Genomic DNA, 25038 nt, shown 5'->3' with positions numbered 1-25038 from the left:
ATGAACACACGCTCGACCAGAAAACACAGGAGACCCATGAACATCGGTGACCGCGTCCACATCGCCCCCGACGCATCCAGTGTCGTCATCCGCGACATCCAGGACGACGGCCTGGTCACGGCCTGAAAACGAGACCCCCGGAACAGGGGTCTACCCGTACCTCACCAAACCCGACCACTTCATCCCCGCCACCACACCGTCGCCAGCACCAACCGAGGGCGACGAACCCCGCCCAGACGACGAGCACCCGGCAGGCGACGACAGCTACCTCGACAAACTCAACAACACCTGACCCGGCACGCGGGCCACCGAACGGCCCCAGCGGTATTCACGACTCCAGCGACGACGCACCCCGACGCACCGAACGCTTCGCAGCAGCAACACCCCGAGCCCGCAAATACGCAGACAACGACACCCCCGCAGCATCCGCAGCCAGGGCCACCTCGTCATGCTCCGACTCCGTCAAACGCACCGACACCACGAAATCACGCGTCGGCCCCTCCGACTTCGGCCTACCACGCTGCGCCATGCACCGATATTACCAACTACGCAAAAGCAGTTGCGCGACCCCATTTAGACGACTACGATAAATGGTGAACGAGCGAGCATAAATCGCTGCATCACAATCCTATTCGGGGGAACGAATGAATCACGAGCCGCCACTACCTGATGGTGAACCGAACCTGCTGTACGTCCTCAAAGCGATTTTATGGGGCGTCGCATTCCTGGGAATCGTCAGCTGCATAGTCGGCGGCTACCTAATGACCAGACCACTCGACCCCGCCGACGACGAGGTCGAACTCGGCAATGCCCTCGCGGCGCTGATCGGCGGATTCATCTTCGCCCTAATGGCATCAGTCATGGCGGTGGGTCTCGAGCTCTTCGAACCCAGCTCCGACGAGGCCGCCGCGGGCACACCACCCATCGACACCCCCACCACCGACATCGCGCCCGCCCCGATTGGCTCGGCGCCCAGTGGATTCATCGACTGGACACCAGCGCTCTGGATCGGCGCCGCAGGAACCGCGCTCGCCGCCCTGGCATTCACCGGATATCTCATCGTCCGCACCCGGCACCGCATCCTCGACCGCCGCGCAGCAGCCGACACACTGGCTGCCGACTTCGAGGCCGCGAAAGCCGTCTACTCCCAGGTCGCAGGCGCCTACGCCGAATACCTCGCCGACCCGTACGCAATCTTCACCCGGCCGCTACTCGACGACCTCGACCAGCCTCGCACGGCCGCGTTCATCGACGCATTCGCAGGTGCCGGTGCGCTCGACACCGACACCTGCCCCGCCGCCCCCGATCGTGTACAAGCGTTCGCCGACGCTTCCCGTGCCGCACTGAGCGCGTGGAACACCGCAGACCGACACGCGCGAGCAGTCGGAATGGGTGTGCTGACCGACGACGACAAGCGCACCGTGCGACGCATACACAGCGCGCTTGAGCTTGCCCTCGACGACACCGCAGCTGCAGGGGAACGGGAGTCCGCCGTCGAGGCCGTGCAGCGGCTCTCGAACGGTCTGATCACCGTCCCCGACCGTGTCTACGCCACAGCCAAGACCGCTATAGAAACCGTCACACGCAAACAACTCACCAGTTGAACACGGGCGTCAGGTGGGCGCGAACAGGTAGAACCTAATGTCGCACCCACCTGGCAGCATCACCATCACTACGACGCCAATCGCAGGGGGAGAACCACCACCGATGAACATCATCACCGCATACACAGCCCAACGACAGGCCCGCGACACACTGTTCGCCGACTACACCAGCGACCACGTCGGCGACTACACCGCCGCCGCACTCGCCCACAGCGACCACCGAGAACGCGCCCTACGGAACGTCGGCTTCTTGCTCTTCACCGCCGCATTCGGCCTCGCGCTGTACAACTTCACCCTCGTGTGGCGAGGCGGCGCCGATCTCACCCTCGTCGCACTGACACTCGGAACCCTGGGTGCAGCCATCGCGGTCCGCAACTGGGCGCGAAGAACCGACGCCGCGACCATCCAGGCCATCAACACCACAGTCCACATGGCCGAGACAGGGAAGAACCACTGATGAACTTCATCGACATCGTCGCAGGCGTCGACAAGGTGTTTGCCGCGATCAACATCATCGCCGCGACCTACTTCCACTACCGCTACGTCGTCGGACCCTCCTCGTCGAAGAACTTTCGTAGCGCACAGCTCCACTGGTCCCTCAGTGGATTCTTCGTCATCCTCGCCGTGCTCGCCGACAGCACCCTGTCCACGACCACGACCGTAATCCTCGTCCTCGGAGCACTCATCGGTCCCGCCGTGCCGATCGCTTACCTCCGCAAGCTCCGCCAGCAACGCACACCGACCTTCCTCGACCAGATCGCCACCGACGACATCAACGACCGCACCCGCGCCCGCAACCGCGAGTGACCACCATGAACCTCCTCGGATACACCCTCACCGCCCTATGGCTCGGTCTCAGCCTCACCGCCGTTGCCCTCCACGGCTACACATGAATGCGCAGCACCACACCGCCGTCGGCACAGACACAAGCCCGGCTCGCAGTCACCCACCGCCACCTCACCTGGCTCATCACGCTCGCAGGGCTCAGCGCAGCAACCGGATGGACCCAAGCAATCGAACACACCCACTGGATCACCACAGTCGTCTTCGGCGCACTCACACTTGCCGTCCTCACCCGCTACATCCAGCTTCTGTCAGCACCCGAGAGGTCAGAAGCGGAACAAGAACGGGCACACGCCATCTCCTGAGGCTCGATTCAGCTCACCTGCCCGGAAGGAACCCAACAATGTTCATCATCGCGGGAGGCATCGTCCTCCTCGCCGTCACCGCAGTAGCGCTGCGCATCGACGACACCACAGGACGCACACACCGAACCGCCATCGACCTCGCGATCCTCACCGCACTGATCCTGCTCACCATCGGCATCTGGACCACCCTCACCGACACCCACAACGCCGTGCACTGGGTGCTCAAAGTCCTCGTCACCATCATCACCGTCTCGATCGGCGTCGCAACCATCATCATGCGCACCAAACAACGACGCGACGACCGACAGACCACCACATAGGAAGACACGACCGACACCAACGACAACAGCCCGGGGGGAACCGCAATGAACACCGAACAAACACTCGCAACAGCATCCGCAACCAGCAAGAAACCGATCACGAAAGCAGTAAGCGACCGAACCAAACTCATCGCCTACACACTCGCAGGCATCGCCACCTTCGCACTCGCACTGGCACTGATGATCTGGATCATCACCCCCACTGAACCGAACGGGAACGCGCCAACGGTGACGACAGCCTTCAACAGCAGCGCCTACTGGATCATCGTCGCCGGATCCGCAACCTTCACAGGCCTCGGCATCCTCGCACTCAAACTCATCGACATCGCACACACCCGACACCGACAACCGATCGAAGCATCGACCACCACGGCCTTGGCGGTGAACGAACCGCCGAGGGTAACGGTGTACGAAGAACCCTGGACCCCCATCAACCCCGGCAACGCCGAAAAACGCATCGCCGAAATCGTCAGAGCCTCACGACAACGACGACCAGCAATCTATCGACAACAAGACACCCACACCGCTGACGAAACCCTGAACCGCTGAACCGACACACACCAGCGCTACCGCGACACCAAGCGTGAACCCGCTCCGTCGCTCCCGCACAATCACCACCCAGCCGTAACCCCACACCTGCGCCGCCGTCGAGCCTCCCGCTCCGGCGGCGCCGGCGTCCCACCACCAGCCAGCAGCCAGCCCACAGCAGGCCCTGACGGGCCACACGCGCCCCTGCGGGCCGCCCCGAATCGAACTCCGCTGCGCTCCGCTCTCAAAAGCATCGAAAAGCATCAAATTTCTTTTGACGTAGGTGGCTTCTGGCGAGCATCCATCACCCGTGACCTCCGCATCAACCGCCGGCGTCCGCTGCGCTCCCGGCCCAAGGGCTCCGAAAACTTTTCAAAACGCCTCCGGCTGAAAACTTTCCGGCCCGCCAGTTGACACTGCGGCCCCGTGCGCTGGTTTCTCTCCCCAGCCACCACGGCAAAAGAAATTGGCAGGGCAAAGGTCCGGCCACCAGTTCTCGAAGGGACGGTCACCATGCGCGCACAACATCCCAGCACCGCCGACGAAATCGACATCCTCGTCCACCGCCAAGGCAAGCCGAAGATCCGCCGCACCGTCAAACGCGCCAGCGCCCGACGCGACCGCCGCACCGCACGCCGCGAACTCCGCAACTAACCCCACACCCAACAGACCAGCAACCCAAACCCGAACACACCGAAAGGCTTTCACCATGACGCAACACCGCATCTCCATCGCTACCGCCGCCGACACCCTTGCCGCCATCCCCGCACTGCTCGGTTTCACCCCCGAAAACTCCGTCGTCGTCATCGCCCTCGCGAAAGACGCCAGCGGCGCGCACGTCATCGCCATGACCATGCGTATCGACGCATTCGGAGCCGAAACCGTCGCCCACAAGCTCGCCGCCGCAGCAGCACGCCAGGACGTCGACGGCGCACCCGTCACCGCAGTGCTACTCGCCGCGATCGCAGACCCGGGCCACGCCGGTGCTGCACTGATCGGACTCGACGCGATCCGCGAAGCAATGGCCGGATCGGCTATCGACACCCTCAGTGCCCTGCACGCCTACAACCTCACCGCCGGGACGATCTACACCGACCTCGACCGCAATGTCGACGGCATCGTCCCCGACACCGCGACCAGCCCAGTATCGACCGCAATGGCAGTCGAGAACGGCATCTCCGGCAGCGGCCGACGCGAGGACATCGCAGCACGATTCGAGCACCGCGACCAGATTCCCGAATCGATCGCACTGGCCGCTGCGACGACGATGGGCGAGGACTTCCTGCCAGTCACGTTCGACGAGCTCGCCGCCGTCATCGGTGCCCGCGAGATCCCCAGCGCCGACCTCACCGCCCGCGTCGGTCTCGCACTCGCCACCGGACACCCCGAAGTCCGAGACGCCTTCCTGGCCATGGCCACCCACGGCGGCCGCGACGCAGGCGAGACATTCACCCGAATCGCCGCCAAGCTCACCGGAACAGCCCGCGCGCACGCGCTCACCCTGGCAGCGATGTTCCACTACGCCGCCGGCGACGGCGCAACCGCCGCCATCGCGATCGAAGCAGCCGAGCGCGAAGCAGACACCGCATCCATTCCGGTGCCCAGCCTGGCCCGACTACTGCGCGCAGCTCTGGACGGCGGCGCGCCGCCGAAACTCATCAGCGACGTGATCGCCGTGATCACCCCGCAGTACGTGGCCGAGCACATCGGACGAGTCCAGAGCTACACCTGACGCGTGACCGGGCGCGGCCCCCAGTTCGAGGTGGCCGCGCCCGGCAGTCCGGCTCACCGGCGCGGGGTCGGTGCATCGGGCATCGAGCCCTCACACCGACAGGCGCCCAATCGACCAGTGTCGACCCCAGAGGCGCGCGGCCGACGCACACTATGGCGAGCTGCGAAAAACACTCAGAGGGAGGTCCGGCCCGGGGGCCACGAAAAATCCACAGAGTCGCCCGTCTCCGGGCGGGTCTCGTCCGCCGGAACACCCGCGACGATCGCCTCCAACGCCAGATCAGACGGCGGCGGCGACGCATTCACCGCAACCTTCGACAATGCATGTTCGACCTTCGAGCGCTCCATACCCGGCACACTACCGACCGCCCTGCGGCAGGCCCCCACACCGAACTCCGCTGCGCTGCGTACCGACGCGACAAGAGAAGAAGCGTTCTTGTCGGCATCTGGCTTCGAGCGAGAATGCGGCCACCCGCCCGCCACCGGTCAACCCGCGGCTCCGCTACCGCTCCGGCCTATATGGCTCCGAACACTTCACACCCACACTCGCACAGCTCGCGGTGAAAAATGCCCGGCCCACGCATTGATCGCCGGCACCCGTGCGCCGCTGACATCTCCCTGCGCCAGATGACGGCGAAAAGGACGTGGCAGGACCAACACAGACAGGGCATCTCCATCCGTTTCGCACAGTGACCAATGGCCGAATGTGGTTCGTGTCTAATGCCGAAACCAACTCGACAACAACTGGATTGAACCATTTACCGTAGTCGAATAAGTCTAGAAATATCGCCGAATATCCGATAGAATGAAGCCCATCGAGCACATCCGAGAAGGGGCCCACCATGCCGATCACCGTCTACACCAAACCAGCGTGCGGCCAGTGCGACGCCACGAAAAGCAGACTCGACAAACGCGGCCTCGAGTACCAGATCGTCGACATCACCGAAGACGACGCCGCGCGCCTCTACGTCACCTGCGAGCTCGGCTACCTGCAAGCGCCCGTCGTGGTCGTCGACGAGAACACCCACTGGAGCGGCTTCCGGATCGAACGGATCGACCAACTCGCAGCCTGACCAACCCCACTATCGAAGGAGAGACCCGTCATGCGACTCGTACCCACCTACACACCCGACCCGGACTACATCGACCGCCAGCTCGACGCCGAAATTGCTGCCCTCACCGCAGGCACGGGACACCGCATCGACCGGCATCCCGCCGACGTACGCAGCCCACGACCCGGCCCAACACCGGCCACCTGACCTTCCCGTCCGCTCACCGACACCGGAAAGCCACCCGCCATGAACGCACTACGCGCAGTCCCGGACGAGGGCAGCGGATCCGCCGACAACGCACGCGCAGACCTCGCACCAGTCGAAGACGACTACGAGATCGCAGCCGCGTCCGAACCAGCGGCCGACCCCGAAGCGCTGCTGCTGTGCGCTCTCATGTGGAGCTTCCACCCCACCAGCGACAACACCGAAACCCGGCGCATCATCGCCACCCTCACCGCAGACGACTTCGACGACGTCGCCTACGGACGACTGTTCACCATCATCGCCGACCACGTCACCACAGCTGCGCCCTACGACGCGGCTACCATCGCTCACGCGCTGCACCGATCCGGAGCCGACGGAGCCAAAGACGCACCACTGCGCCGACGCCTGAACGGTGTCATCACCGCCGGAGCCGAAGCGCTCCTGATCACCCACTACGCCGACATCGTGCTCTCCCAGGCCTACCGCCGCAGTTTCCACGTCGCCGGCGCATCGATCACCCAAGCCGCCGAAGAGCTCCCCGAGGAATACCTGATGGAGCACATGGTCGAACACGGCCGCCGCCAACGCAGCTACTTCCACCGGCTCAATCAGTTCCGACGGGCAGAGACCCCCGCCGGTGAGAACCCGGCATGACAAGCTCGACAACGATGACCGACGAACACACACCCCACACCGACACGGAGACAGCCGACGCGCTCCCCGCAGCCGTCCGCGGAGCGATCACCGCCGCCGCCGACGCCGCGACGGATCTCGAGCACGCCGAACCCGGAACCGGCGCACTGACCGTGCAGGTCTGCTCCGCATCCGAAATCGCCTACGACCCCGCCACATGGACCACCGTCGGGACCTACCTCGCCGCCGACGCCGCACTGCTCGCCGATCGACTCGTCGACGCACTCGGAGACAGCGCCAACCTGCACACCGACACCGGTGTCCTCGTCATCACCCACACCTACACCGATCCGGACGACACCGGCACCGAGACAGCGGAGGAAACATTCATGAGCGCCAGCGACCCCACCGCCGAACCGCCGCTGCTGACATTTCACGCAGACCGCGTCCAGGACCTCGGTGACGATGTCGTGCAAGACCCGACCGGGAACGACTCACTGCTGCGGCTGCAGCAACACTGGCTCCTGCAAGCCGCCCTCGACAGCGGCGTGATCACCTACGACCGGCAGAGGTGGGGCGATCTCACGCTCGGTGCGACGTTCACCGAATCGAACCAGTACGAGATCGTCTTCCAGATCACCTACGACATCGCCGGTGCCCCGAACGTCGTCGACGGCCGCACCACCGACTACCCCGACGACTACAACGAGCTCGACACCGACGCCCAGAACGCTTTTCCTTCAACCCTCGTCCCGAACCCGCCCACCGCCGCCGGGTGGCTGAGCTTCCTCGTCGAGTCACTCAACGAGCTCCACCGCGCCACCACCGTCCTCGTTCGAGGATGGCCGCAGTAACACCAGCACGGCACACATCCGTCACACGTCCAGGGGGGACAACCATGACCATCACTCTCACTCCGGCGCTGCGCTGGGTACTGAGCCTGACGATGATCGCGGTCGCGATCATCACCACCGGGCTGTCCGCGTCGATCGGGGCCGGCGTATTACCCACCGACGGAGCGACCCTCGGCGCTGGTGCCGTGGTCGGCGTGCTGCTCGGAGTCAACCTGACACTGGTGTGGGTCTCGGTCATCGAACGCCGCACACACCGCAGGCAGCACGATCAGCAGTCCTCGCCCGCCTCGATTCACTGAGTTGCCCCCGCATGCGAGCCGCCAGCACCCAGAATGCGAGGGAGACATGACCGCTCAGCCCGTACGGTCACCCACAACGGACGTAGCGCGTCCACTACAGCGCTCGGCAGCCGACCAAGCCCGGGGCGATGCACGAGGAATCAGCGTCGACGAGGCGCAGGCACAGTTGACTGCTCCCGAAGCGCCGATACCGTGCCGAAAGAATCCAAGCGGATGGGACATCGACCGCACCGGACGCGACGGACTACGCGCAGCAGTGCGCGCCTGCAGGCTCGAATGCCCACTGCTCGCCCACTGCCGTGTCCTTGCACAATCCGGCGCGGTGCGCACCCAATCGATGGTGTGGGCCGGAATCGTCCACGACGAACGCGGCCGGCCGATGGACCTCGACGACACCACCCTGCGCGTTGGCACCTGGTCGCACGGCCGCGACACCCGCATCCCCGATGGCGACGGCCGAATCTTCAACGGACACACCGGACGGTGGGAAAGACCGATCACCACCGGATAACACACAAGGGTGGTCCGGTTCGGGGTGCGCGGGCGCGGAGGTCGACCAGACGATGGGATTGGTTTCTCTCGCCCCGCACACCCCGAACACACTGCGCCGCCGGGAAACTGCGAGCGCAGACCCCGTGCGGTGCATCCAGGTCATTTCCCCGACACTGCGTTTCGAAACTGTGCGCAACCACGGCTCGGCGTGGCCGCAGTGGGGAGAGAAGCGGGCGCGGGCAGAAGCTGCCCGCCGACCCCCTCAGCTCGTCGGGCAGCGCACCGCGCCCGCACCCGCCCCTTGATAGCCGCACACACCAGCTCCGCCGCCTCACGGCGACAGCTGCTGCATGCGCGGCGACCGAGAACGCTACACACAACGGCCGGCGGTCGGTACCGAGCGAACGCTCCGGGGACCGGAACGAAGAAGAGGGGGCGCGGGAAACGGGGGTTCGTCTCACTTCCCAGGGGGGTGGGGAAGAAACGAGTTCCCCGCGCCCGTGGTCGCGTCGCCACATGGGGGAGGGCCGAACGCAACCACAGTCGAGCGTAACCACCGCCACCGACAGATTCACACGCAGCCGGTCGGCGGCGGCCTCGTTCAGAGCCCGAACGCTTCCCCCAACGTGGCCCGATTGTCTGCGATGGTGCGGATCAGCTGCGCGAGCGCCAACGCCCCGATCGGGTCGTCGAGACCGACGCTGTGACGCGCCATCAGCTCGACCTCACCGGTGGAGGCCACCACCTCGAGCAGTTCCGCCGACGCCCTCTCGGCGAACCCCGGACCGGACAGCGCGTTGACGGTACGGAGCAGGTCGACGAACCGCGGCGCGGTCTCGACCCGGACAGAGCAGCACATCAGCTCGAACGCCGCCACCGCCTCCGGTGAACACAGTTGAGCCAGGATCTCCAGCTCGGCACGGTCCGACTCGGACAGGTCGTCACGTCTCATGACCGAACCCCGTTGGTCTGTGCGGCGTGGCCGCCGGCGCGGACAGTATGCGCGTGTAGACGCTGATGCTCGGCAACCAGGTCGAGGACCTCGCTCGCGTCGGCGTCAGCATCGAGGGCGGCGAGGTTCGCGCGTAGCCGGGTGATCTTCTCGTACCGCTCCACGGCAGCAGCGTCGGAGTCGGAGAGTTCGACGCTGTGCGAGACCAGCACGACCTTACGCGCGTCGATCTCGGTGACCGCGCCCTCGATACGCCCCGGTGCAGCGGCAATCAGTTGCTCGACGAGTGCGCCGGCGACGTGGCGCGCCGGATCGACCGGATACTCACCGAGCACAGTCGTCGAATCCGGCAGCGGATCCGGACGCACCGAGCGGACCTGGACTTCGAGCACATCGATGCGCTCGTGCTCTGCATCGAGCGGCGACCGCGTAGCCGCTACTGCCGCCACCACCTCCTGTACGTACTGTGGTGCAGTGAGTTCGGCGCCGCGGACACCGGCGGCGTAATTCGGGATCGCCGCCAGCGCGCACACGATCTCGCCGGTCGTGCCGACCAGCAGGACGTCGGTGTCGGTGTAGCCCTCGCCCTGACGGGTGACGGTGACGGCGAGCTCGTCGTCCTCACGAAGCTCGGTGACCGCCTCGGCTTGAGTGATCGCGAACCGGGCCGCGGTGGAGTGGGTGTAGAAGTGGCCGCGGGTGTGCACGAACCCAGGATCGCCGTACTGATCGAGAGTGGCGATCTCGACGGACAACAGTGTGGGAACCGAGCCGGACGGAGTGTGCGAATCAGCCGGCGGCGGTGGAGGAGCGGACTGCTCCGATGTCGATGTCATGAAAGGACCTTTCGGGAGACGGCGCGCCGCGAACCGAACCGAAACGTGCGGTGCGGGCAGCGCAAACCGGGGAGGAAGGAACGAACGCGACCGTCAGGCGACGATCGAGTAGGTGACGCAGAAGCCGAGTGCACCGACCGTGCACACAGCGCCCAACACAACGTCGGTCCGCGACAGGTGCGAGCACGTCGGGGTCAGCGCGAGACGCACACCGAAGGCTCCGAACGCGGCGAGAAAGACGAACGCCAGCACCCATGTCGACGCATTGATGATGGGCACGTTCAGCTCGCGTTCGCGTAGCTGTCGCCGGGCTCACGCTGTGGGGCCGGCTGCCGCTCGACGTCTGAGGTGCCCGACTCGGACTGCTGCGCAGTCACAGGCGGGCGGGGACGCGTAGTGCGTGCGCTGTTTCGTGCGGAGCCCTGGGCGTTGGTGCTCTTCTTGTTGATCGACTGTGGCACCTTCAATCCCGCAGCGCGAAGCTCCGTCGAGGACCAACCTCCGTCGAGTGCAGCTTTGATAGCGGCCAGTTCCTTCGACGCGGCTGCACGCTCGGCGGCTTCGGCTTCGGCGACCTTGGTCGACGCAACGGTGCGCTCGTTCTGGGCGGCGACGATGGTGTCGATGAGACCGAGTCGGTCATCGAGCGCAGCCTGAGCGGCAGCACGGACGGTGGACGGGTCGAGCGGTGAGAGTGACATGTGCGGGCCTTTCGGAGACGGCGTGGAGCGCGCACACAGTCGATGTGTGGCGCTGCTTCTGACGCGGTCTCGGGCGGCCCGCACGGCTGCCCGATATCCAGTGACAACGCTATCGAATTAGGCCTGAAGATGCACGCTCGGGGAGCGACAGTTCTTAGCCGGACGTTTCTGATTTCTCCGGTACGACGACGCCCACGAGTGCAACCGAGATCAATCGATCCGCGTCGGAGGTCGAGCGAAGTACGAAGTCGGACCGTGTGCCGCTCGACGCGGGCAGTTCTTTGTCGAATGTTGCATGGTTACGGAGTTCTTTTCGGGCCTTCTCCATGATTTGCGTTGCATCGCCGCCGCGGACGAAGACGATCAGCGCTGCTTTCGTATCTCGCCATGTCACATACCCGTGCAACTGGTTGATGGCATCTCTGAAGGCCGCGGGGCCGGTCCAAAATTTGCACTCGCCGATGAAGACGTTGGCGTCGTTCCATCGCAAGAGAATGTCCGTCTTTCCCTCTCCGTTGAACACTTCGCCGGCTGCGGCACCCCTGTAGTTGGCGTTGAGGACGAACAAGATGAGGTTACGTATTTCTTCCTCGTGGAGTTTGCCAGCAGTCGGGGTGCGTTCCATGGCGCGTGTCATCTGCTCGATGGTTTGTACTACGTCGGCGTAGATGTGTTCCGCCATGACTTGTTCGTTTGCGGTGGGTTCTTTCGACGGATCCAGACGAACACGTTTGCGTTCTAAAGGGATAGGAACCTGCTCCTCTGCCGGAGCTTTGTACAGCGGGACATCAGATGCTTCTTCGAGTGCGCGACCCTGCGCAATCAACTGCATCCTGTGCTCGGCTGACTCCCGGACGGAGGACCGCAAGCGCTCGTCGAATTCGTCAATCTGGCCGTTTGCCCAGCCCACCTTGGTTTCGAGCCAACCGAGGTTCTGTTCGCGTGCGTTCCGCACCTCGTTCTGTTGCAGGCCAGTCACACGTAGGGATAACACGAGGTGTTCCGAATCGCCGATCCTGAATGCACTGAGGGGATCAGTCGAGCCTGTCATCAAATTGCCTCGCGGCTGCAAGCTCCACACGTCGCGGGGTCCGGTGTAGGGGACGCGGAAAGTCGCGATCAACTCCTGACTCGGAGAAACGCCTCCACGCTCGCCTTGCAGCCCTACCTTCAGCGGCTTAGTGGCGATGAGGCTAATTCCAACTCGGTCGACTACCAACCGCTCCACCCCGTACTGCTCAACGATCTCCTCGATCACGGAGTCAACGTCGTCGAACTGCTTGTCCTCCAAACTTTCCACGTCGTTCCGTGCATCTTGAAGTCGTTCGCGAAGATACGTTTCCAAGGACAGCAGCTTTGACGTAAGCACGGTCATTTTTCCATGGTCTCAAGCCCCGGCACATCGAACCAATGCGCGGTCGTTCCGTTGCCCCCAACTGTGGATCGGACTGTGTCCTCATGTGGATGTCCGAGAGGTCCCAGGCCGCTCCGCTCGGTCTCAGGCACCCACAATCGGGTCCGAAATCCACAACCGGGGACAACCGCCGGCTGCGCGCTGGTGGCGAGCGGTTGCGGAACGCGCTGCGCTCGTCCTGGCGTCTTTGGGGGTGACCCACTCCGCAGGCTCCGTGTGCCACCCCTGTTGCCCCGGACGGAGCAAGCTATTACTTGGGTGCCCTAAATCTGGCGATTTCGACGGGCACCTGCCACACTGTTGGTGTGGGTCCCCAGGTGTGGGGTCGCTGCGCTGGGCCAATGTGAGGTGCGGACGGTGAGGAGCGGGTGATGGGCGAGACCAAGGCAGGGTGGCTGCGCACCCGTCAGTCGAACGTCGTCGGCGGCCGGATGTACCGGCATGTCGTGAAGTTGACCGAGGAGCAGGAGCTCGCCGTGCAAGCGGCTGCGCGGGTACAGGGTGTGACGGTGGCGCGGCTGCTCGCGGACTCCGCGCTCAAGGCTCCGCGCGCGTCGGTGTCCCGTGAGGATCTGACGGAACTGTTCGCGGTCACCAAGCTCATCGCTGCGGTCGGTCGTAACCTGAACCAGCTCGCGAAAGTCGCGAACGCGACGGGCGAGGTACCGCCGGAAACGGCTGCGGCAGTGGACGCAGTGCGGCGGGTGTTCGATCGTCTCCGGGCGTTGCCGAGAGAGCTGACCGGTACGTGATTCCGAACATCACACGCGGCGCGAAGATGACCGGACTCGTGGTGTATCTCGCCGGGCCGGGCAAGTCGAACGAGCACGAGAACCCACATGTGGTCGCCGGGCACGAGACGGTGTTGTTGGCTACGCAGTCGGGGGAGTTGTCCCATGGCGAAGCGATCGAACTCGCACGCGAGTTGGACACTGCACGGGTGGTGTTCGGTACCGAGGTGACCGTCACGAGCAAGCGGAAAATGAACGCTGCAATCGACGACGGTATAGCCCGGTCGGTCGCGTTGGCCGATGCGACATCGGATCAGAACGTATGGCACTGCTCGCTGTCACTGAACCCGGACGAGGGTGAACTCTCGGACGAGAAGTGGGCTGCGATCGCGTCGGACTTCATGAAGGAGATGGGGTTCGACGACCCGGAGTCTCCACGCGCACCGGCACGCTGGATTGCCATTCGACACGGCAAGACCACCGCCGGCGGCGACCACATCCACATCGCTGCATCGGCTGTCCGCGAGGACGGTACGAAGGTCAACACCTTCAACGACTTCAAACGTTCACAGCAGGCCTGCAACGTCCTCGAACACCGCCACCAGTTGGTGGTCCTGTCCTCGCGTGAATCCGAACGCGGAAGCCGCGGTATCAAACCCGCCGAAGCGGCACGCGCCCGCCGCGCCCATGCGCCGGAGACCGCGCGTGAGGCGATGGAGCGGACGGTCCGGGCGTGCGCGACGGCATCGAAGACCGAAGCGGAATTCGTGCGACGACTGCGCGCACAGAAGCTGTTGGTTCGACCGCGCTACGAGAAAGGAACCACCGGCGAGGTCGTCGGATACTCCGTTGCCACGGCACCGACACCGGCCGAGCGAGCCAACGGCGGACGACCGGTCTGGTACGGCGGCGGACGGCTCTCGAAGGACCTCACCTTGCCGCGGCTGCGGGACGAATGGGACCAAAGCGAAGACGCACGTACAGCAGCGGCCGCAGAGTGGAAGGCAACCCGTCGCGGGACAGCGGTGACCGTCACCAACGGACGCGAACGCACGCCGATCGACCCAACGCTGATCGCCCGCGCCGCCACAGACATCGGCAAGTGGAACAGCTACCTGGCATCGATACCGACCACCGATACCGCGCAATGGGCGCGCGCTGCGGGCCGCACATCGGGTGTGTTCGCGGCATGGTCGGCGCGAATGGAACCGACACCGGGACCGCTGGCGACCGCCGCCCGAACGTTGGCCGACTCAGCCCAGATCGCAGCGCACCAGCGTGCACCGGTCCCACCGAAAAGACTGTCCGCAGGCGGGGCCGCACTGATCTTATTGCAAGTGGGCACAACCGATCCGGCCGCGGGATACATGCTGCTACTGCATCAGTTGACCAAGACAGTGCAAGCGATCGCGGACGCACACCGGGCCGCAGGAGATCTGGCCCGTGCGTCGACAGTGGAGACGTTGGCGCGAACCGAACTCGCGGCCGTGCGTGCACGGTTGCAGCCCGTGTCCGCGGCTGCTCTAGCGACGTCACCCGTTTCGGTGGCCGAGCGCACGCGGCTGTTGACGGCCAGCGAGCAACGCAAGGCGTACAACGCGGAAGTCGACGCGCGCACCGACATCTCTGATGAGGTCAAAGCGGTCCTCAAAGCACGTCATGCCGACACTGTCGGGCGTCCTAACCTGTCTCGCACGATGGGTCAATCACAGTCCCCTCAAGCTGCGCCTAATCGACAATCAACGCGCCAGAACGAACCCGGTGTAGAGCGTTGACATCGACATACGTCTGACAACTTGTACGGCAGGTGCGCTGGCACTGCTGTCCTTCGGCGTGGCGGCTGGCAGCGACGGCTCATTCATGATCCGGTAAAGAATTAGCTTCGGGCCGACCGAAGCTCCGAATGCTCCGGGGGCAGTGATGCGTTTCTCAGACGAGTTCTCGGTCTCTCGCAACGCCGATGACGACTGGTTCGATCTTGAGTGCACCGAAGACACGCCGCTGTATGTCGACCCGTTCCTAGTCTTCGACGATGCTGACCCGTATTGGTCCGGCACACATGATCAGTTGACGGACTTCTTCGGACTTGCTCTCGGGTACGTCGCGCAAGCCGGCGGAGACAAGAACTCGCCAGCATGGCGCAAGGCCGAGCGCATGCTTCGCTTCCCCGAACCGAAAGAGTTCGCGCTCGGTCTGTCGATGGGGCACCCAGAAGGATCGGGCACCGGCAGAGACTTCGCCCGGCGTATGGCCGAAGCTCTCGACATCCTGAACTCACACGCAATCGACACAGTCGATTATGTCGAGGCCTTCGCTCTGTTCTGCGATGGAATGGGCGTGGACCGGATCAGCGATGCGTTCTGCAACATCGTCAAAGCCAAGTTCATCGACTACACCAGTCAGATCGTCACCCGGCACACGATTCCGACGACTGACGTCATGGTCAAGCATGCTTCTTGGACCAAAAAAGGGCGATGGAACGACCGGCGGCTTGCGTTACCGAAGAGCCCCGCCGTCAGCGGCGGACTTCTTCTGGTTCCAGAACGTTTCCTGAAGGACATCCCTCGTGTGACAGCTGATGGATTCTGGGGATGGGCCGAGGTCACCGAGGCCGACGTTTTGCGAGATGATCTTAACTACGACCTGGAGGAGTCTCTGACAAAACAGGCGAAGACCGCTCGCGGTCATGCTGTCGCCCGAGCTCGGCCGGACATTGCTTTGCGCTACCTGGAAACCCTCGAAGACGAAGAACTTCTGCCGTACGACGTGCAACAGGATCCCAAACTGTTGGTCGGCTGGGCAGAGGCCGGTCGCCAGGCCGCAGCGGGGGCGATTTCGAGCGTATCGCAGCCGAAGTCTCAGTCCGACTTCATGGACTGGGTCGAGGATCTTGCCGATGAGTTCAGGACGGCAGTCGAAGACACCGACCTGTGGAAGGCCCTGTGGAACGACGACCTGACCAAGCACCGCGACGAGAAAATTGTCCAAGCAATTGCTGGGGCTATGTGGGTGCAGCGGTGCAAAGCCGCCGACGTCGATATCAGCAAGGAACCCAACATGGGCCGAGGACCGGTCGACTTCAAATTTTCGGCAGGCTGGACCCAACGCGCTCTGGTCGAAGTGAAGTTCATCGCAAGCACAAAGTTCTTCCAAGGCGCGGAAAAACAGCTACCGCAGTACCTCAAGACGGAGAAGATTTCCGGCGGTTACTACCTGTGTGTCGGATTCACCGACCAAGATTTCTCAACAGCTCGCATCGACAAGGTCAAGGACACCTGCAGGACTTTGAGCGACCAGAAAGGCGTCACGATGAAACCGCTGTTCGTAGACGCCCGCCATGACAACAAACCATCCGCCTCGAAGATCAAGTAAGGAGACTAGAGATGGCCAGATTCGAGGTGCTGTACAACAGCACCAGACGAGACTTCGACAAGGTGATCGAGGCCGATTCGTACAAGGTAGACGCCAAGTTCTTCACCTTCGTCAAAGACAAAGAAGTGATTCGTTCGCTGAAGGTTGACGTCGTACTTCAGATCCGCCGCATGGACGACGACGAACAAAAAGACGACAGCGGCCAAGGCGATCCACCGAGTTCGTAGCAGCTGTGCGCGTGCAACCGCTAGAGAGGACTAACTGTGGACGCATCGTCAGTGGCCTTGCTCATCTCGGCTCTGTCGCTCGTACTGGCCGGGCTTTCCCTGGGGTGGCAGATAGCGCAGTGGTTGCTCTCTGCCGGAAGGCCGAAGGCTTCCCTGATGCACGGGCTGTCAGATGGAGCTCAAGCTTGGGTGGGCCCTGTGCGGAAAGACGGCACAGGATTCGACACGACAAGCTTGCAACGACAGGGCGTGACCGGGTCACCTGTAGTGGGCGTTCAGATCACGAATCGCGGACGCGCACCGGTTGTCGTGGAGACAGTCGCGATGCTTCCACGCGGTGGGTCTGCGCGATTGGTACCGATTGGAGAACGGATCGGACCTGATCTTCCTCTGACGTTGCAGCCCGGCGCCAACGCCAGCTGGTATCTGTTAGCCGAACACGCCGAGCGCCTAGTCCGTAGCTCTCGCGAAGTGCTGCACGAAAGGGTGTCCGGGGTCTACATGACGGCGCAACTTGCTACGGGAAAAACCGTGGAGACACCACGAACACTCCGAGTTCCATGACGTCTTTTCGACTCTATGTTCCGGTGGGGATCGCAAGGTCATGGACGTGTTGTGCGTTGTGCCACGCAGGAAATATGTCTGAAGGCTTTGAGACAATCGAACGGAGACGAGCCGAGTTCTCGAGATCAGGAGCGTGATGCGTGTCGGAGTTCGCAGGGTACATCGACGAGCTGGAGTCCATCGCCGAAGAACTGACAGCTCGGGCTGCTTACATCGAGGAGCCCGAGCCCAAACGTGATCTGAAGGGACTCGACGAGGCTGTGCACGCGGCGCATGGCGCGTGGTCGAAGTCCAACCTCGGATATCACGCCGTTGTCTACTATCACGATCTGCAAGCTCCCCCGCCAGGAGAGATATTCAGCAAAGAGTGGGGTTTGAGTGAGGGCAGCGGCTGGGAAATCTGGTCCGAGCGCGAAGTCCGCGCCATGATTTTGGCCAGAGGCGGTGGTGTGGACATCGCTGCTCTCAGCGACACGTCGGATGCTGCCCGGAAAGCGATCTTCGGCCAGAAGGAAGCGCTGATGTCGATCCTGACCAGCGTGCTCGCAGTAGGGCCTGATCTGTACTTGGATAAACTGGCGAAAACGATCCAGGACATCAGCGCTCCCAGTGTTGATACTTTCGCCCGGCTGTACCTTCCGCGAGGACAGCAGATGAGCAGGGACATGAAAGCCATGCAGCAGGGCCTGGTTGTTGCTCCTCATCAGCAATTGTCCGCGGAGATGAAGGCGATAGAGGCGCCCTACATATGTGCCGCCGCGCTGTCGGACAACGCGAGTGCAGCAGCTGCGCACTTACGTCGACGCGCCGTTAGTTCGTCACCGATGCTGGTCGCAACTCAACCCGGTACTCGCATTTTCATAGGACATGGCCAGTCACCCCAGTGGCGCGAGCTGAAGGAATTCTTGCAGGACCGGCTCGGCTTGGAAGCAGACGAGTTCAATCGAGTACCGGTCGCCGGCACATCGACAACGTCTCGACTGTCGCAGATGCTCGACGGCGCGGCCTTCGCGTGTCTGATCATGACCGCCGAAGACGAACGAGCCGACGGGTCGAAAGCAGCGCGGGCCAACGTAATTCACGAAGTAGGACTGTTCCAGGGACGTCTGGGATTCGAGAAGGCCATAGTGTTGCTCGAAGAGGGATGCGAAGAGTTCTCCAACATCACCGGTCTGAGCCAACTTCGATACCCAGCCAACAGGATCTCTGCGATTTACGAAGACCTCCGCCAAGTCCTGGAACGCGAAGGTCTGATCTGAAGGAGAACGCCACTAGAATCATCTGGTGGGATTCGACAGGCCAAAGGTGACATCGTCGCGGAAGCGTACAGACGAACATCAGGTCAGGTCGTCTACCTCGGCGAGTCCTACCAGACACCGGATGCGACAGTGACGACATCCCACACCTCTGTAGCGTGACTGACGGAATAGCCCAACCGACTGTGACTTGTTCCGACACCGCATGAATGTCTTTGACCGTTGCTATTCCTGCTCGAAGACGTGAAGACCGATCACAGTCGACCGATCGTCCCCGATCTCGTTGGCATGTTCTCCCTCGTCTACCTTGCGGATGGGTAGGTTCAGTCGTGGAGTCAACTCCAGCCGGTGTCTCTCTAGGGATTCGTCGGGCGAATACTGTCGGTACGCCCTGAATAGAACGGTGGAGGGGTACTGAATGTCTTTCAGGCTTGCGAATTGTGGCCAGACTTGACCATCTGTGGTTTCTACCCGCAGTTCGGCGATCGCCTCGAATGAGCCTTGGGATTCCAAGGTCCATCCGCGGGGCACATAATTGTCGAGTTCACGGAACACGACGTCGATGCTCACTTCGACCGGCCCGTATTCGGTGCTTGGGGTCACGGTCAGGTAGCCCCGAGACGAGGTGGTCATCGATGTCCCGTCGCCTTCGTACAAGCTCACGACTCCATCCGAGACTATGGCGTATTGCTGATGTGAGACCGAGACGGTGGCGGTGTCCATCGATGTGTTCCTCTCGAACTAGAAACTGCTGGCGGGCCGCCGGTTACGGTGGCCAGCCAGCAGCGCTGAACTGCGTGTGTTTCGAACGTTGTCAGGAGCCGGCCCCGGCGCCGATGTAGAAGCCGTCTCCCTCGATAATTCTATTCTTGGTATAGAACCAGGACAGGAACGATCCGGCGCGACTGTTCTCACTTTGGGGTATCAGGCACACGCTGTACCCGCCGGGTCCGGTGTTACCTATCTTGGCTTTGTCGTCCTTGATGTCGCCGCATCCAGCGAAGGTGCGCGCGGGGCCACTGGTGTTCGGTCCCGAGGGGCGGGGGCCTTGGTTGGACGATGCGAATGGGTACTCATCGCAGCTCTGACCGCTGCGGGGCCCTGTGATGCCGCCACAACTGGCCCGCCGATTCGCGTCGATCGCGTTCGGGTCGACTGCACGGTTGATGTTGTAAATGCGGTTGAGCAGCACTTGACCAGGCTTACCCGGAAGACCGGACTCCTGTGCAAGTTTGACATGCCGGGTGAAACTAGCAACGTTGGACTTGGAGGTGTAGTCCAGGACCGGAGGTGCTGCGGGGAAGGCACATCCCACCCGGCCACGCATGAAGGGATCGTTGTCGCATCTGACACGCGGCGCTTGCATCGGCGGAGCAGTTTCCCGCTGAATCCCACCCGGCTTGGTGGTGTCAGCGAAAGCTGCGCTAAGGGTGAAACCGCCGATGGCGCTTGGGCGTTGACCGGATGGCCAGTTGAGAGTTTGCGTCCAGTTGATGAGCTTGTCGACGCTACCGGGCTGAACACCGACCTTTTGGGAGGTCAGAGTGCGTGTGCCGGAAGTGGCACAGACGACCAACGAGATGCACGACGCCGAACCGGTGAGGAACGCCCCTACGCCTGTCCCCGTCGCTCCCGCCGTGTACACGGAGTAGCGCTGTTCCCATTGGTTCGAGTTGTAGTAGGTGAACACATCTTGGCGTTCGCGAATGCCGATGGTTCCGATCGGTATCCGTGTTGGAACTCCGTTGATGGTGGTGTCCTGGTAGTGGATCATCGTCACTTGCCGCTCCTGGCAGGCGTAGTCGCGTTCTCCGCGCCATGCGATGATCCCGTCGTTGGGGTCCTCGTCGATGCACTGAGTGTGCTTGAACGGAACCTGTGCAGCCCTCAGCGGTCGGGGCGCGAAGCCGAACGGCTCGTCCGGCGCACCGGTAGTGGTGGACTCGGTAGATTCCTCGGCCGGGTCCGCAGCGTCTGGTGGACACGCTGGTGTGCCCGATGGCTGCGGTGTCGTGGTGGGGGCTGCAGTGGTGGTCGTTGTTGTTGTTGAGGTCGGTGTCAGGCACGTTGCGGGCACAGGCTCGATCGGTTCGCCGGGAGCTGGCGCAGCAGAAGTGGGGAGTGCGCTGCTCGTCGTCGGAGCTGTGGTCTCATTGGTCGTTTCCGAGCCGGTCGTATTGCTCGGGGCTGGCGTTGACGGTGGTGCCTCGGTTGTTGTGGACGGTTCCGTTGACGGCGCTGTGGTGTCGGTCGGTGGCGGGGTGAGTTCTATGTCCCAGGCGTTTTCGTCGCCGAAGACGTAGCACACTCCGGTGCCGGGTTCTTCCGCATCGAGAGTTGGGACAGCGTCGAGGTCACATTGTTCGGCGACAGTGCCGAGTTCGGACTCCAACTTCTCCGCTGCTTCCGTTGGTGCCGAAGATTCGAGTTGTTGGACCTCTGGGTCGACGTTTTCTGGGCCCGCACGCCGCTGCCCGTTCTGGTTTGTGTCGAAGTTGTACAGACCGATCGTCGCTGCCCGGTCATCGTCTCCGCAGGCTGCGTCGGCGACACATGTTGAATCGGGGATCGCATTTTCGTTCTCGACGTCCTCGGCGAAGGTCGGCTTCCAGGTGATGTATCTACCGAACTCGAAGTCTTGCCGTTTGCCACCGTCGAAGTCGTATTCGTCGCTAGTCGGCACTCCGTAGGGGCCGTTCTCGTATCCGCTCGCTTTCCAGGTCTCACCGATCTCACCGACGACGATGCGGGCGCCGAACGTTTCCGTCCAGTAGATCTCCCCTCCGTTTTCGAAGTGGTTTCCTCTGGCGCCTCGATTTGCCTGGAATTCGCGAGAAACGGGATAGCCCAGGTAGCCGTTCTCCCAGTCTGTCGTTGCCCATTTGTCGAAGATCGCGCCACCGATCTGGCGTCCGCGATTGGGATCTACTCTCTGGTTCCAGTAGATGTGGTTGTTGAACTGAAAGTCCTGAAATTTCCCGCCCTGCCTGTCGTCTCGCTCACCAGCGAGTGCGTTTCCGAACGCAGCGTAGCCACCGGCACTGTCGTATTCCGCTCTGATCGATCCAACGACTGGTGGGCCGGGCTGCGCGAGAGCAGGGGTTCCGCTTGCTACCAAGGTAACTATCGTAAGAGACGAGAGCAGGCCACCTATTTTGAATCTTCGACGCACTCGAACTCCTGCACTGTATGGCACCCAGCAGATGCCGGGTGCTCCGTGGAGCGATCGTTGCTCGAATGAATGCTATGGGCAATGGAATTTGAACTCTATTTGGTAACAGATTGCCTAAGCCATTTATTTACCTTGTCAAATAATTTTTACCGACCCTGAAACCCAGTGAAGATATGACGAAAGTAGCCAGAAAGCTGCAAAAGACCCAAACTGCGGTGCTCGAAACAAGAAACAACAAAGATGATTGGTTGAGTAACCCTAAGTCTGAAAATTGGGCCAGCGCACTGCCTTCTGATGTCAGGACCAAGCCGCGACTCTCCGGGCGGACGGCAACGCCAACCGCTCCCAACGACAGACCCGCCAGTGCGCCGAACCCGGCAAAGATTGAGAGCGAACGCACGAAGCCTTCGAACGGGCTGTCCGCTTGGCGAAACCTCCAGCCCATTGAGTGCAGTACGAGAACAAATCCGCAGACAAGCGCGCACGAACCGATCGGGATGAACAGACTCGCTGGAAACCACGCGGGACCGCTATCGACCAAGGTCAGTAGTCTGCCAACTTCGACGCTGACATGCGTTCCGACCGAACCGTCGTGCACCAACGCACCGAATTCTCTATCTCGAGTAGGCACCCCAAAGTGCCAGAGAAACAAGGACGCCACTCCCGCTACGAGCGTGAACAGTGTCAGCACTACACCCACAGGCATCCTCATGGTCCAACCTTATGGCGCTGCCGCCTTCTCTGTTCGTGGTGCTTCAGCCCCGAGTGATCTGAGTTAGGAGTCGACCTCAGCCGATGACGCTACTGAACGCACTCTGGGTTCCTCGTCTTGGGCTCGAAGAAAGTCGCCGCCGCCTAGGTGGCCCGTCCGCGACATCGGAGCGCCTCTGGGCGTGACATTCCAGCGAGCCACGGTCATCTCGTGAAACCTGATCGCCCGACCGTGCGGGCGCGGCAGGGCGGGGCGAGATACTGCTCCTATGAGCAGTGACTGCAGTTTCGATCCGGATCCAGATCACGGACAAGGCCGGATGGGTGACGTTGCCGAGCGGGCAGCGGGCCTACCGCTGCGGTGCCCGATATCTCGGGAGAAGGCGTTGTTCGAGGCTCGACTTCCAGCTGGGGCCACTTCACCTTTGACCTTCTGGCTGTCGGCGAGGCTTCGTGACCCCCGCTGCACCAAAGCCGGAGCGCATGTGGTCCGGACTCGAAATCAGAAGCCCCCGCGCCCGGAACACGGGGATCCTCGGTAAAAGACGCCGCTAGCGGTCTCCGCGTTCGGTGCTCACCGAGCGGGTCTTGCTGCGGTCGCCTTTGCTTGCTTTGGGTGAGGTCGATGTAGAAACAGCGGGTGGTGTGCCGATGGGGTGTGCGTTGTCTCGGTCGGCGGCGATCCTGGCTGCGACAGCGTCAGGGGCGACGCCGGCCGCAGTCAGTTCCGCAGCCAGGGCGTCGCGTCGTTCCTTCGAGTCGTACCGATGAGGGGAGGCCGAGCTCGCTGATGCGGCGGCAGGCTGTGCCCCCAGTGCGGCGTCGACGCGTGGGCGTCCCGCTGTGGACCATTCTTGGATCAGCTCGGTTCTCGCCGTCAGATAGTCCTGACGGTTCGCCGAGATTTCGGTCTGCGCGAACTGAGCTGCCAGGGCCGGTGCGTTCTCGGTGGCCCAGGCTTTGGACTGGACTACTTCCCATCCGATGGTGATGGTTTCGCGCGCTGCGTCTTTGCGTTCCCCGGAGGCGTAGACGTAGCGTTCGGCGTCGCGCGGGACGGTAGCTTTCGCCCATTCCAACGCGGCGTCGAACTCCGCGGCTCGGGTGTCGAGCTGTGTCCCGGGCGCGGGGGTGGCTTGTGTTTCGCGTGCGGCGTCGACGCGGTCTGCGTGGGCGATCGCGGCGACGGTGTCCGAGCGTTCTCGTGTCGACTTCTCGGCGCTGGCTGTGGCGGCACGCTCGGCGGTCACCGCGGCGAGGCGGCCGGCGAGTTCGTCGGGCAGGCCCCGGAAGGTTTTGGCGTCGATGCCGTAGTGACGCGAGATCTGATCTTCCATGTGGGCTACGCCGTAGGCGGCGCCTGTGTGGATGAACTGCTCGTAGATTTCGGCGATCTGATGCTCGGCGGCCATCTCCCACCACCAGTCCTCGTAGGCGAGGTAGAGCGGCGGGACGGGCCGGTCGAGGCCGGCGGCGGCGACGTCGGTGCAGAAGAACTCCGGGGCCCATTCGTTCTTGTCGTCGCGTGTGAGGAACACCGCCCAATGCTGCGGCGCACTGTCGATGGCGCCGCGGTCGATGTTCTCACCGTTGGCCTGACGCAGGTCCCAGGTCGGGATGAAGCCGCGGCCGGCGGGGCGATCGTCGACGACGGTGAAGCCGCGCTCGACGAAAGAGTTCGATGCTGCTTCCCGTGCGGTGCGGTCGTTCATCACCGCGGCCAGTCGATCCGCTACACCGGTTTGTTCGACTCCGAGGGCAGTTGTGTCGATTTTGTGCCGGGCGGCGAGTTGGTCGTCCAGGCGTGCCAGCGCGTCCGCAGCGACAGGGGACTGGTCTTTCCATGCGTGGGCGGTGCGGTAGGTGTTGGCGAGGATCTCGGGTGTGGCGGCGTCCCACCACCGAGACGAGTGCACCGGGCGCAGTTGCGCTTCGGCAGATCCTCGCTCGGCGCGGAGGCGGGTCTGGAATGCGCGGGCGTGTTCTTCGCTGCGCTGGCGGGCCTCCCGGAGGCGGTTCTCGCGGCGGCGGGCGATCGCTTCGCCGGCGAGGAGGGCGACTTGCAGGCTGGTGCGCAGGGAACGGCCGAGGTCGTCGGTGAGGGTGTCGGGTGCTTGCGTCATCGTTGTGCTCCTTCAATGGCGGTGGTGGTCGAGCGGGCGTCAGCGGGCGGTGGGACGTCGCCGACGGCTGCGGTGTCGGGGTCGGCCGGGATCGCGAACAGGGCGGGGTCGGGT

Annotated in this window: 30 protein-coding genes; 19 read left to right on the top strand and 11 right to left on the bottom strand. The window is 63.1% G+C overall.

All coding sequences use genetic code 11. The annotated features are described in order from the left end of the window. Positions 1-328: 328 nt before the first annotated feature. The gene (locus tag CH290_RS21630; protein WP_037162078.1) at positions 329-529 is read right to left on the bottom strand and encodes a plasmid mobilization protein; all 201 of its coding nucleotides are present in this window, start codon (positions 527-529) and stop codon (positions 329-331) included. 115 nt (positions 530-644) lie between these two features. On the opposite strand from CH290_RS21630, the gene CH290_RS21625 reads away from it, so the two are divergent. The 8 genes from CH290_RS21625 (at position 645) to CH290_RS21595 (ending at position 5332) form a co-directional block, all read left to right on the top strand. Further along, positions 645-1604 carry a hypothetical protein gene (locus tag CH290_RS21625; protein ID WP_141216121.1) on the top strand — a complete coding sequence of 320 codons (960 nt, stop codon included), beginning with the start codon at positions 645-647 and terminating at the stop codon, positions 1602-1604. A 103-nt stretch (positions 1605-1707) separates the two neighbouring features. After that, the gene (locus tag CH290_RS21620; RefSeq protein WP_037162073.1) at positions 1708-2061 is read left to right on the top strand and encodes a hypothetical protein; all 354 of its coding nucleotides are present in this window, start codon (positions 1708-1710) and stop codon (positions 2059-2061) included. Continuing rightward, positions 2061-2411, top strand: coding sequence for a hypothetical protein (locus CH290_RS21615; protein ID WP_037162070.1), 351 nt, complete (start codon positions 2061-2063; stop codon positions 2409-2411). Before CH290_RS21620 ends, CH290_RS21615 begins: the two co-directional genes overlap by 1 nt. An 86-nt stretch (positions 2412-2497) precedes the next feature. Then, positions 2498-2752, top strand: coding sequence for a hypothetical protein (locus tag CH290_RS21610; RefSeq protein WP_037162067.1), 255 nt, complete (start codon positions 2498-2500; stop codon positions 2750-2752). Positions 2753-2790: 38 nt separating this feature from the next. Then, on the top strand, positions 2791-3072 hold the full coding sequence (locus CH290_RS21605; protein ID WP_037162064.1) for a hypothetical protein: 282 nt from the start codon (positions 2791-2793) through the stop codon (positions 3070-3072). A 45-nt stretch (positions 3073-3117) separates the two neighbouring features. After that, positions 3118-3621 carry a hypothetical protein gene (locus CH290_RS21600; protein ID WP_037162061.1) on the top strand — a complete coding sequence of 168 codons (504 nt, stop codon included), beginning with the start codon at positions 3118-3120 and terminating at the stop codon, positions 3619-3621. 492 nt (positions 3622-4113) lie between these two features. Continuing rightward, positions 4114-4254, top strand: coding sequence for a hypothetical protein (locus tag CH290_RS30335; protein ID WP_170947654.1), 141 nt, complete (start codon positions 4114-4116; stop codon positions 4252-4254). Positions 4255-4309: 55 nt separating this feature from the next. After that, positions 4310-5332 carry a DUF4192 domain-containing protein gene (locus tag CH290_RS21595; RefSeq protein ID WP_052061991.1) on the top strand — a complete coding sequence of 341 codons (1023 nt, stop codon included), beginning with the start codon at positions 4310-4312 and terminating at the stop codon, positions 5330-5332. A 173-nt stretch (positions 5333-5505) separates the two neighbouring features. Here CH290_RS21595 and CH290_RS30330 read toward each other — a convergent pair whose 3' ends face one another. After that, positions 5506-5679 (bottom strand): hypothetical protein, encoded by a 174-nt coding sequence (locus CH290_RS30330; protein ID WP_155291641.1) that lies wholly within the window; start codon positions 5677-5679, stop codon positions 5506-5508. A gap of 494 nt (positions 5680-6173) precedes the next feature. On the opposite strand from CH290_RS30330, the gene CH290_RS21590 reads away from it, so the two are divergent. Genes CH290_RS21590 through CH290_RS21570 form a run of 6 tightly spaced genes read left to right on the top strand, consistent with a single transcriptional unit; the run spans position 6174 to position 8884 of the window. Then, positions 6174-6404 carry a glutaredoxin family protein gene (locus CH290_RS21590; RefSeq protein WP_037162059.1) on the top strand — a complete coding sequence of 77 codons (231 nt, stop codon included), beginning with the start codon at positions 6174-6176 and terminating at the stop codon, positions 6402-6404. A gap of 30 nt (positions 6405-6434) precedes the next feature. Then, on the top strand, positions 6435-6590 hold the full coding sequence (locus CH290_RS30325) for a hypothetical protein (RefSeq protein ID WP_155291640.1): 156 nt from the start codon (positions 6435-6437) through the stop codon (positions 6588-6590). A 39-nt stretch (positions 6591-6629) separates the two neighbouring features. Beyond that, entirely contained in the window at positions 6630-7241 is a 612-nt protein-coding gene (locus CH290_RS21585) for a DnaB-like helicase N-terminal domain-containing protein (protein ID WP_052061990.1), read from the top strand. Between the two features lie 14 nt (positions 7242-7255). Continuing rightward, positions 7256-8074: a hypothetical protein gene (locus tag CH290_RS21580; protein ID WP_037162056.1), complete on the top strand. Its 819-nt coding sequence runs from the start codon at positions 7256-7258 to the stop codon at positions 8072-8074. Between the two features lie 44 nt (positions 8075-8118). Beyond that, positions 8119-8373: a hypothetical protein gene (locus CH290_RS21575; protein ID WP_037162053.1), complete on the top strand. Its 255-nt coding sequence runs from the start codon at positions 8119-8121 to the stop codon at positions 8371-8373. Positions 8374-8419: 46 nt separating this feature from the next. Then, a complete protein-coding gene (locus tag CH290_RS21570; RefSeq protein ID WP_094620588.1) occupies positions 8420-8884 on the top strand; it encodes a hypothetical protein in 465 nt (154 codons plus the stop codon). Positions 8885-9466: 582 nt separating this feature from the next. On the opposite strand, the gene CH290_RS21565 is transcribed toward CH290_RS21570, so the two are convergent. The 5 genes from CH290_RS21565 to CH290_RS21545 all read right to left on the bottom strand — a co-directional run bounded on the left by CH290_RS21565 (position 9467) and on the right by CH290_RS21545 (position 12729). Beyond that, complete coding sequence (locus CH290_RS21565) at positions 9467-9817, bottom strand: hypothetical protein (RefSeq protein ID WP_037162050.1); 351 nt, start codon at positions 9815-9817, stop codon at positions 9467-9469. Then, complete coding sequence (locus tag CH290_RS21560) at positions 9814-10653, bottom strand: hypothetical protein (RefSeq protein WP_094620587.1); 840 nt, start codon at positions 10651-10653, stop codon at positions 9814-9816. Before CH290_RS21560 ends, CH290_RS21565 begins: the two co-directional genes overlap by 4 nt. Before the next feature lie 93 nt (positions 10654-10746). Then, a complete protein-coding gene (locus tag CH290_RS21555) occupies positions 10747-10932 on the bottom strand; it encodes a hypothetical protein (RefSeq protein WP_037162044.1) in 186 nt (61 codons plus the stop codon). A gap of 2 nt (positions 10933-10934) precedes the next feature. Further along, positions 10935-11354, bottom strand: a complete 420-nt coding sequence (locus CH290_RS21550; RefSeq protein WP_037162041.1) for a hypothetical protein — start codon at positions 11352-11354, stop codon at positions 10935-10937. Between the two features lie 154 nt (positions 11355-11508). Next, entirely contained in the window at positions 11509-12729 is a 1221-nt protein-coding gene (locus CH290_RS21545; protein ID WP_037162038.1) for a hypothetical protein, read from the bottom strand. A 410-nt stretch (positions 12730-13139) separates the two neighbouring features. Between CH290_RS21545 and CH290_RS21540 the strand changes: the two genes are divergently transcribed. From CH290_RS21540 to CH290_RS21515, 5 genes are all read left to right on the top strand, one after another. Then, on the top strand, positions 13140-13520 hold the full coding sequence (locus tag CH290_RS21540) for a plasmid mobilization protein (protein WP_037162035.1): 381 nt from the start codon (positions 13140-13142) through the stop codon (positions 13518-13520). Then, positions 13517-15274, top strand: a complete 1758-nt coding sequence (locus tag CH290_RS21535; protein ID WP_037162031.1) for a relaxase/mobilization nuclease domain-containing protein — start codon at positions 13517-13519, stop codon at positions 15272-15274. The genes CH290_RS21540 and CH290_RS21535 overlap by 4 nt, the downstream gene beginning before the upstream one ends. Positions 15275-15419: 145 nt before the next feature. Further along, complete coding sequence (locus CH290_RS21530) at positions 15420-16871, top strand: DUF8370 family protein (protein WP_037162028.1); 1452 nt, start codon at positions 15420-15422, stop codon at positions 16869-16871. Between the two features lie 11 nt (positions 16872-16882). Then, positions 16883-17098 carry a hypothetical protein gene (locus tag CH290_RS21525; protein ID WP_037162026.1) on the top strand — a complete coding sequence of 72 codons (216 nt, stop codon included), beginning with the start codon at positions 16883-16885 and terminating at the stop codon, positions 17096-17098. Between the two features lie 704 nt (positions 17099-17802). Beyond that, positions 17803-18921, top strand: coding sequence for a TIR domain-containing protein (locus CH290_RS21515; protein WP_052061989.1), 1119 nt, complete (start codon positions 17803-17805; stop codon positions 18919-18921). A 222-nt stretch (positions 18922-19143) separates the two neighbouring features. Here the strand turns inward: CH290_RS21515 and CH290_RS21510 are convergent, their stop codons facing one another. The 4 genes from CH290_RS21510 to CH290_RS21495 all read right to left on the bottom strand — a co-directional run bounded on the left by CH290_RS21510 (position 19144) and on the right by CH290_RS21495 (position 24924). Beyond that, entirely contained in the window at positions 19144-19641 is a 498-nt protein-coding gene (locus tag CH290_RS21510) for a hypothetical protein (protein WP_037162024.1), read from the bottom strand. 91 nt (positions 19642-19732) lie between these two features. After that, entirely contained in the window at positions 19733-22036 is a 2304-nt protein-coding gene (locus CH290_RS21505; protein WP_052061988.1) for an LGFP repeat-containing protein, read from the bottom strand. 181 nt (positions 22037-22217) lie between these two features. Continuing rightward, positions 22218-22802 (bottom strand): hypothetical protein, encoded by a 585-nt coding sequence (locus tag CH290_RS21500; protein WP_094620585.1) that lies wholly within the window; start codon positions 22800-22802, stop codon positions 22218-22220. Between the two features lie 550 nt (positions 22803-23352). Next, on the bottom strand, positions 23353-24924 hold the full coding sequence (locus tag CH290_RS21495) for a hypothetical protein (protein ID WP_052061987.1): 1572 nt from the start codon (positions 24922-24924) through the stop codon (positions 23353-23355). Between the last annotated feature and the right edge of the window lie 114 nt (positions 24925-25038).

Source organism: Rhodococcus sp. 06-156-4, assembly GCF_002259345.1.
Classification (GTDB): Bacteria; Actinomycetota; Actinomycetes; order Mycobacteriales; family Mycobacteriaceae; genus Rhodococcoides; species Rhodococcoides fascians_E.
This window is presented reverse-complemented; position numbering and strand designations above follow the sequence as displayed.

What these genes read in the sequence shown, in the direction of transcription:
- CH290_RS21630 (WP_037162078.1), bottom strand. Translation starts at nt 529, where the DNA reads ATGGCGCAGCGTGGTAGGCCGAAGTCGGAGGGGCCGACGCGTGATTTC.
- CH290_RS21625 (WP_141216121.1), top strand. Translation starts at nt 645, where the DNA reads ATGAATCACGAGCCGCCACTACCTGATGGTGAACCGAACCTGCTGTAC.
- CH290_RS21620 (WP_037162073.1), top strand. Translation starts at nt 1,708, where the DNA reads ATGAACATCATCACCGCATACACAGCCCAACGACAGGCCCGCGACACA.
- CH290_RS21615 (WP_037162070.1), top strand. Translation starts at nt 2,061, where the DNA reads ATGAACTTCATCGACATCGTCGCAGGCGTCGACAAGGTGTTTGCCGCG.
- CH290_RS21610 (WP_037162067.1), top strand. Translation starts at nt 2,498, where the DNA reads ATGCGCAGCACCACACCGCCGTCGGCACAGACACAAGCCCGGCTCGCA.
- CH290_RS21605 (WP_037162064.1), top strand. Translation starts at nt 2,791, where the DNA reads ATGTTCATCATCGCGGGAGGCATCGTCCTCCTCGCCGTCACCGCAGTA.
- CH290_RS21600 (WP_037162061.1), top strand. Translation starts at nt 3,118, where the DNA reads ATGAACACCGAACAAACACTCGCAACAGCATCCGCAACCAGCAAGAAA.
- CH290_RS30335 (WP_170947654.1), top strand. Translation starts at nt 4,114, where the DNA reads ATGCGCGCACAACATCCCAGCACCGCCGACGAAATCGACATCCTCGTC.
- CH290_RS21595 (WP_052061991.1), top strand. Translation starts at nt 4,310, where the DNA reads ATGACGCAACACCGCATCTCCATCGCTACCGCCGCCGACACCCTTGCC.
- CH290_RS30330 (WP_155291641.1), bottom strand. Translation starts at nt 5,679, where the DNA reads ATGGAGCGCTCGAAGGTCGAACATGCATTGTCGAAGGTTGCGGTGAAT.
- CH290_RS21590 (WP_037162059.1), top strand. Translation starts at nt 6,174, where the DNA reads ATGCCGATCACCGTCTACACCAAACCAGCGTGCGGCCAGTGCGACGCC.
- CH290_RS30325 (WP_155291640.1), top strand. Translation starts at nt 6,435, where the DNA reads ATGCGACTCGTACCCACCTACACACCCGACCCGGACTACATCGACCGC.
- CH290_RS21585 (WP_052061990.1), top strand. Translation starts at nt 6,630, where the DNA reads ATGAACGCACTACGCGCAGTCCCGGACGAGGGCAGCGGATCCGCCGAC.
- CH290_RS21580 (WP_037162056.1), top strand. Translation starts at nt 7,256, where the DNA reads ATGACCGACGAACACACACCCCACACCGACACGGAGACAGCCGACGCG.
- CH290_RS21575 (WP_037162053.1), top strand. Translation starts at nt 8,119, where the DNA reads ATGACCATCACTCTCACTCCGGCGCTGCGCTGGGTACTGAGCCTGACG.
- CH290_RS21570 (WP_094620588.1), top strand. Translation starts at nt 8,420, where the DNA reads ATGACCGCTCAGCCCGTACGGTCACCCACAACGGACGTAGCGCGTCCA.
- CH290_RS21565 (WP_037162050.1), bottom strand. Translation starts at nt 9,817, where the DNA reads ATGAGACGTGACGACCTGTCCGAGTCGGACCGTGCCGAGCTGGAGATC.
- CH290_RS21560 (WP_094620587.1), bottom strand. Translation starts at nt 10,653, where the DNA reads ATGACATCGACATCGGAGCAGTCCGCTCCTCCACCGCCGCCGGCTGAT.
- CH290_RS21550 (WP_037162041.1), bottom strand. Translation starts at nt 11,354, where the DNA reads ATGTCACTCTCACCGCTCGACCCGTCCACCGTCCGTGCTGCCGCTCAG.
- CH290_RS21545 (WP_037162038.1), bottom strand. Translation starts at nt 12,729, where the DNA reads ATGACCGTGCTTACGTCAAAGCTGCTGTCCTTGGAAACGTATCTTCGC.
- CH290_RS21540 (WP_037162035.1), top strand. Translation starts at nt 13,140, where the DNA reads ATGGGCGAGACCAAGGCAGGGTGGCTGCGCACCCGTCAGTCGAACGTC.
- CH290_RS21530 (WP_037162028.1), top strand. Translation starts at nt 15,420, where the DNA reads ATGCGTTTCTCAGACGAGTTCTCGGTCTCTCGCAACGCCGATGACGAC.
- CH290_RS21525 (WP_037162026.1), top strand. Translation starts at nt 16,883, where the DNA reads ATGGCCAGATTCGAGGTGCTGTACAACAGCACCAGACGAGACTTCGAC.
- CH290_RS21510 (WP_037162024.1), bottom strand. Translation starts at nt 19,641, where the DNA reads ATGGACACCGCCACCGTCTCGGTCTCACATCAGCAATACGCCATAGTC.
- CH290_RS21500 (WP_094620585.1), bottom strand. Translation starts at nt 22,802, where the DNA reads ATGAGGATGCCTGTGGGTGTAGTGCTGACACTGTTCACGCTCGTAGCG.
- CH290_RS21495 (WP_052061987.1), bottom strand. Translation starts at nt 24,924, where the DNA reads ATGACGCAAGCACCCGACACCCTCACCGACGACCTCGGCCGTTCCCTG.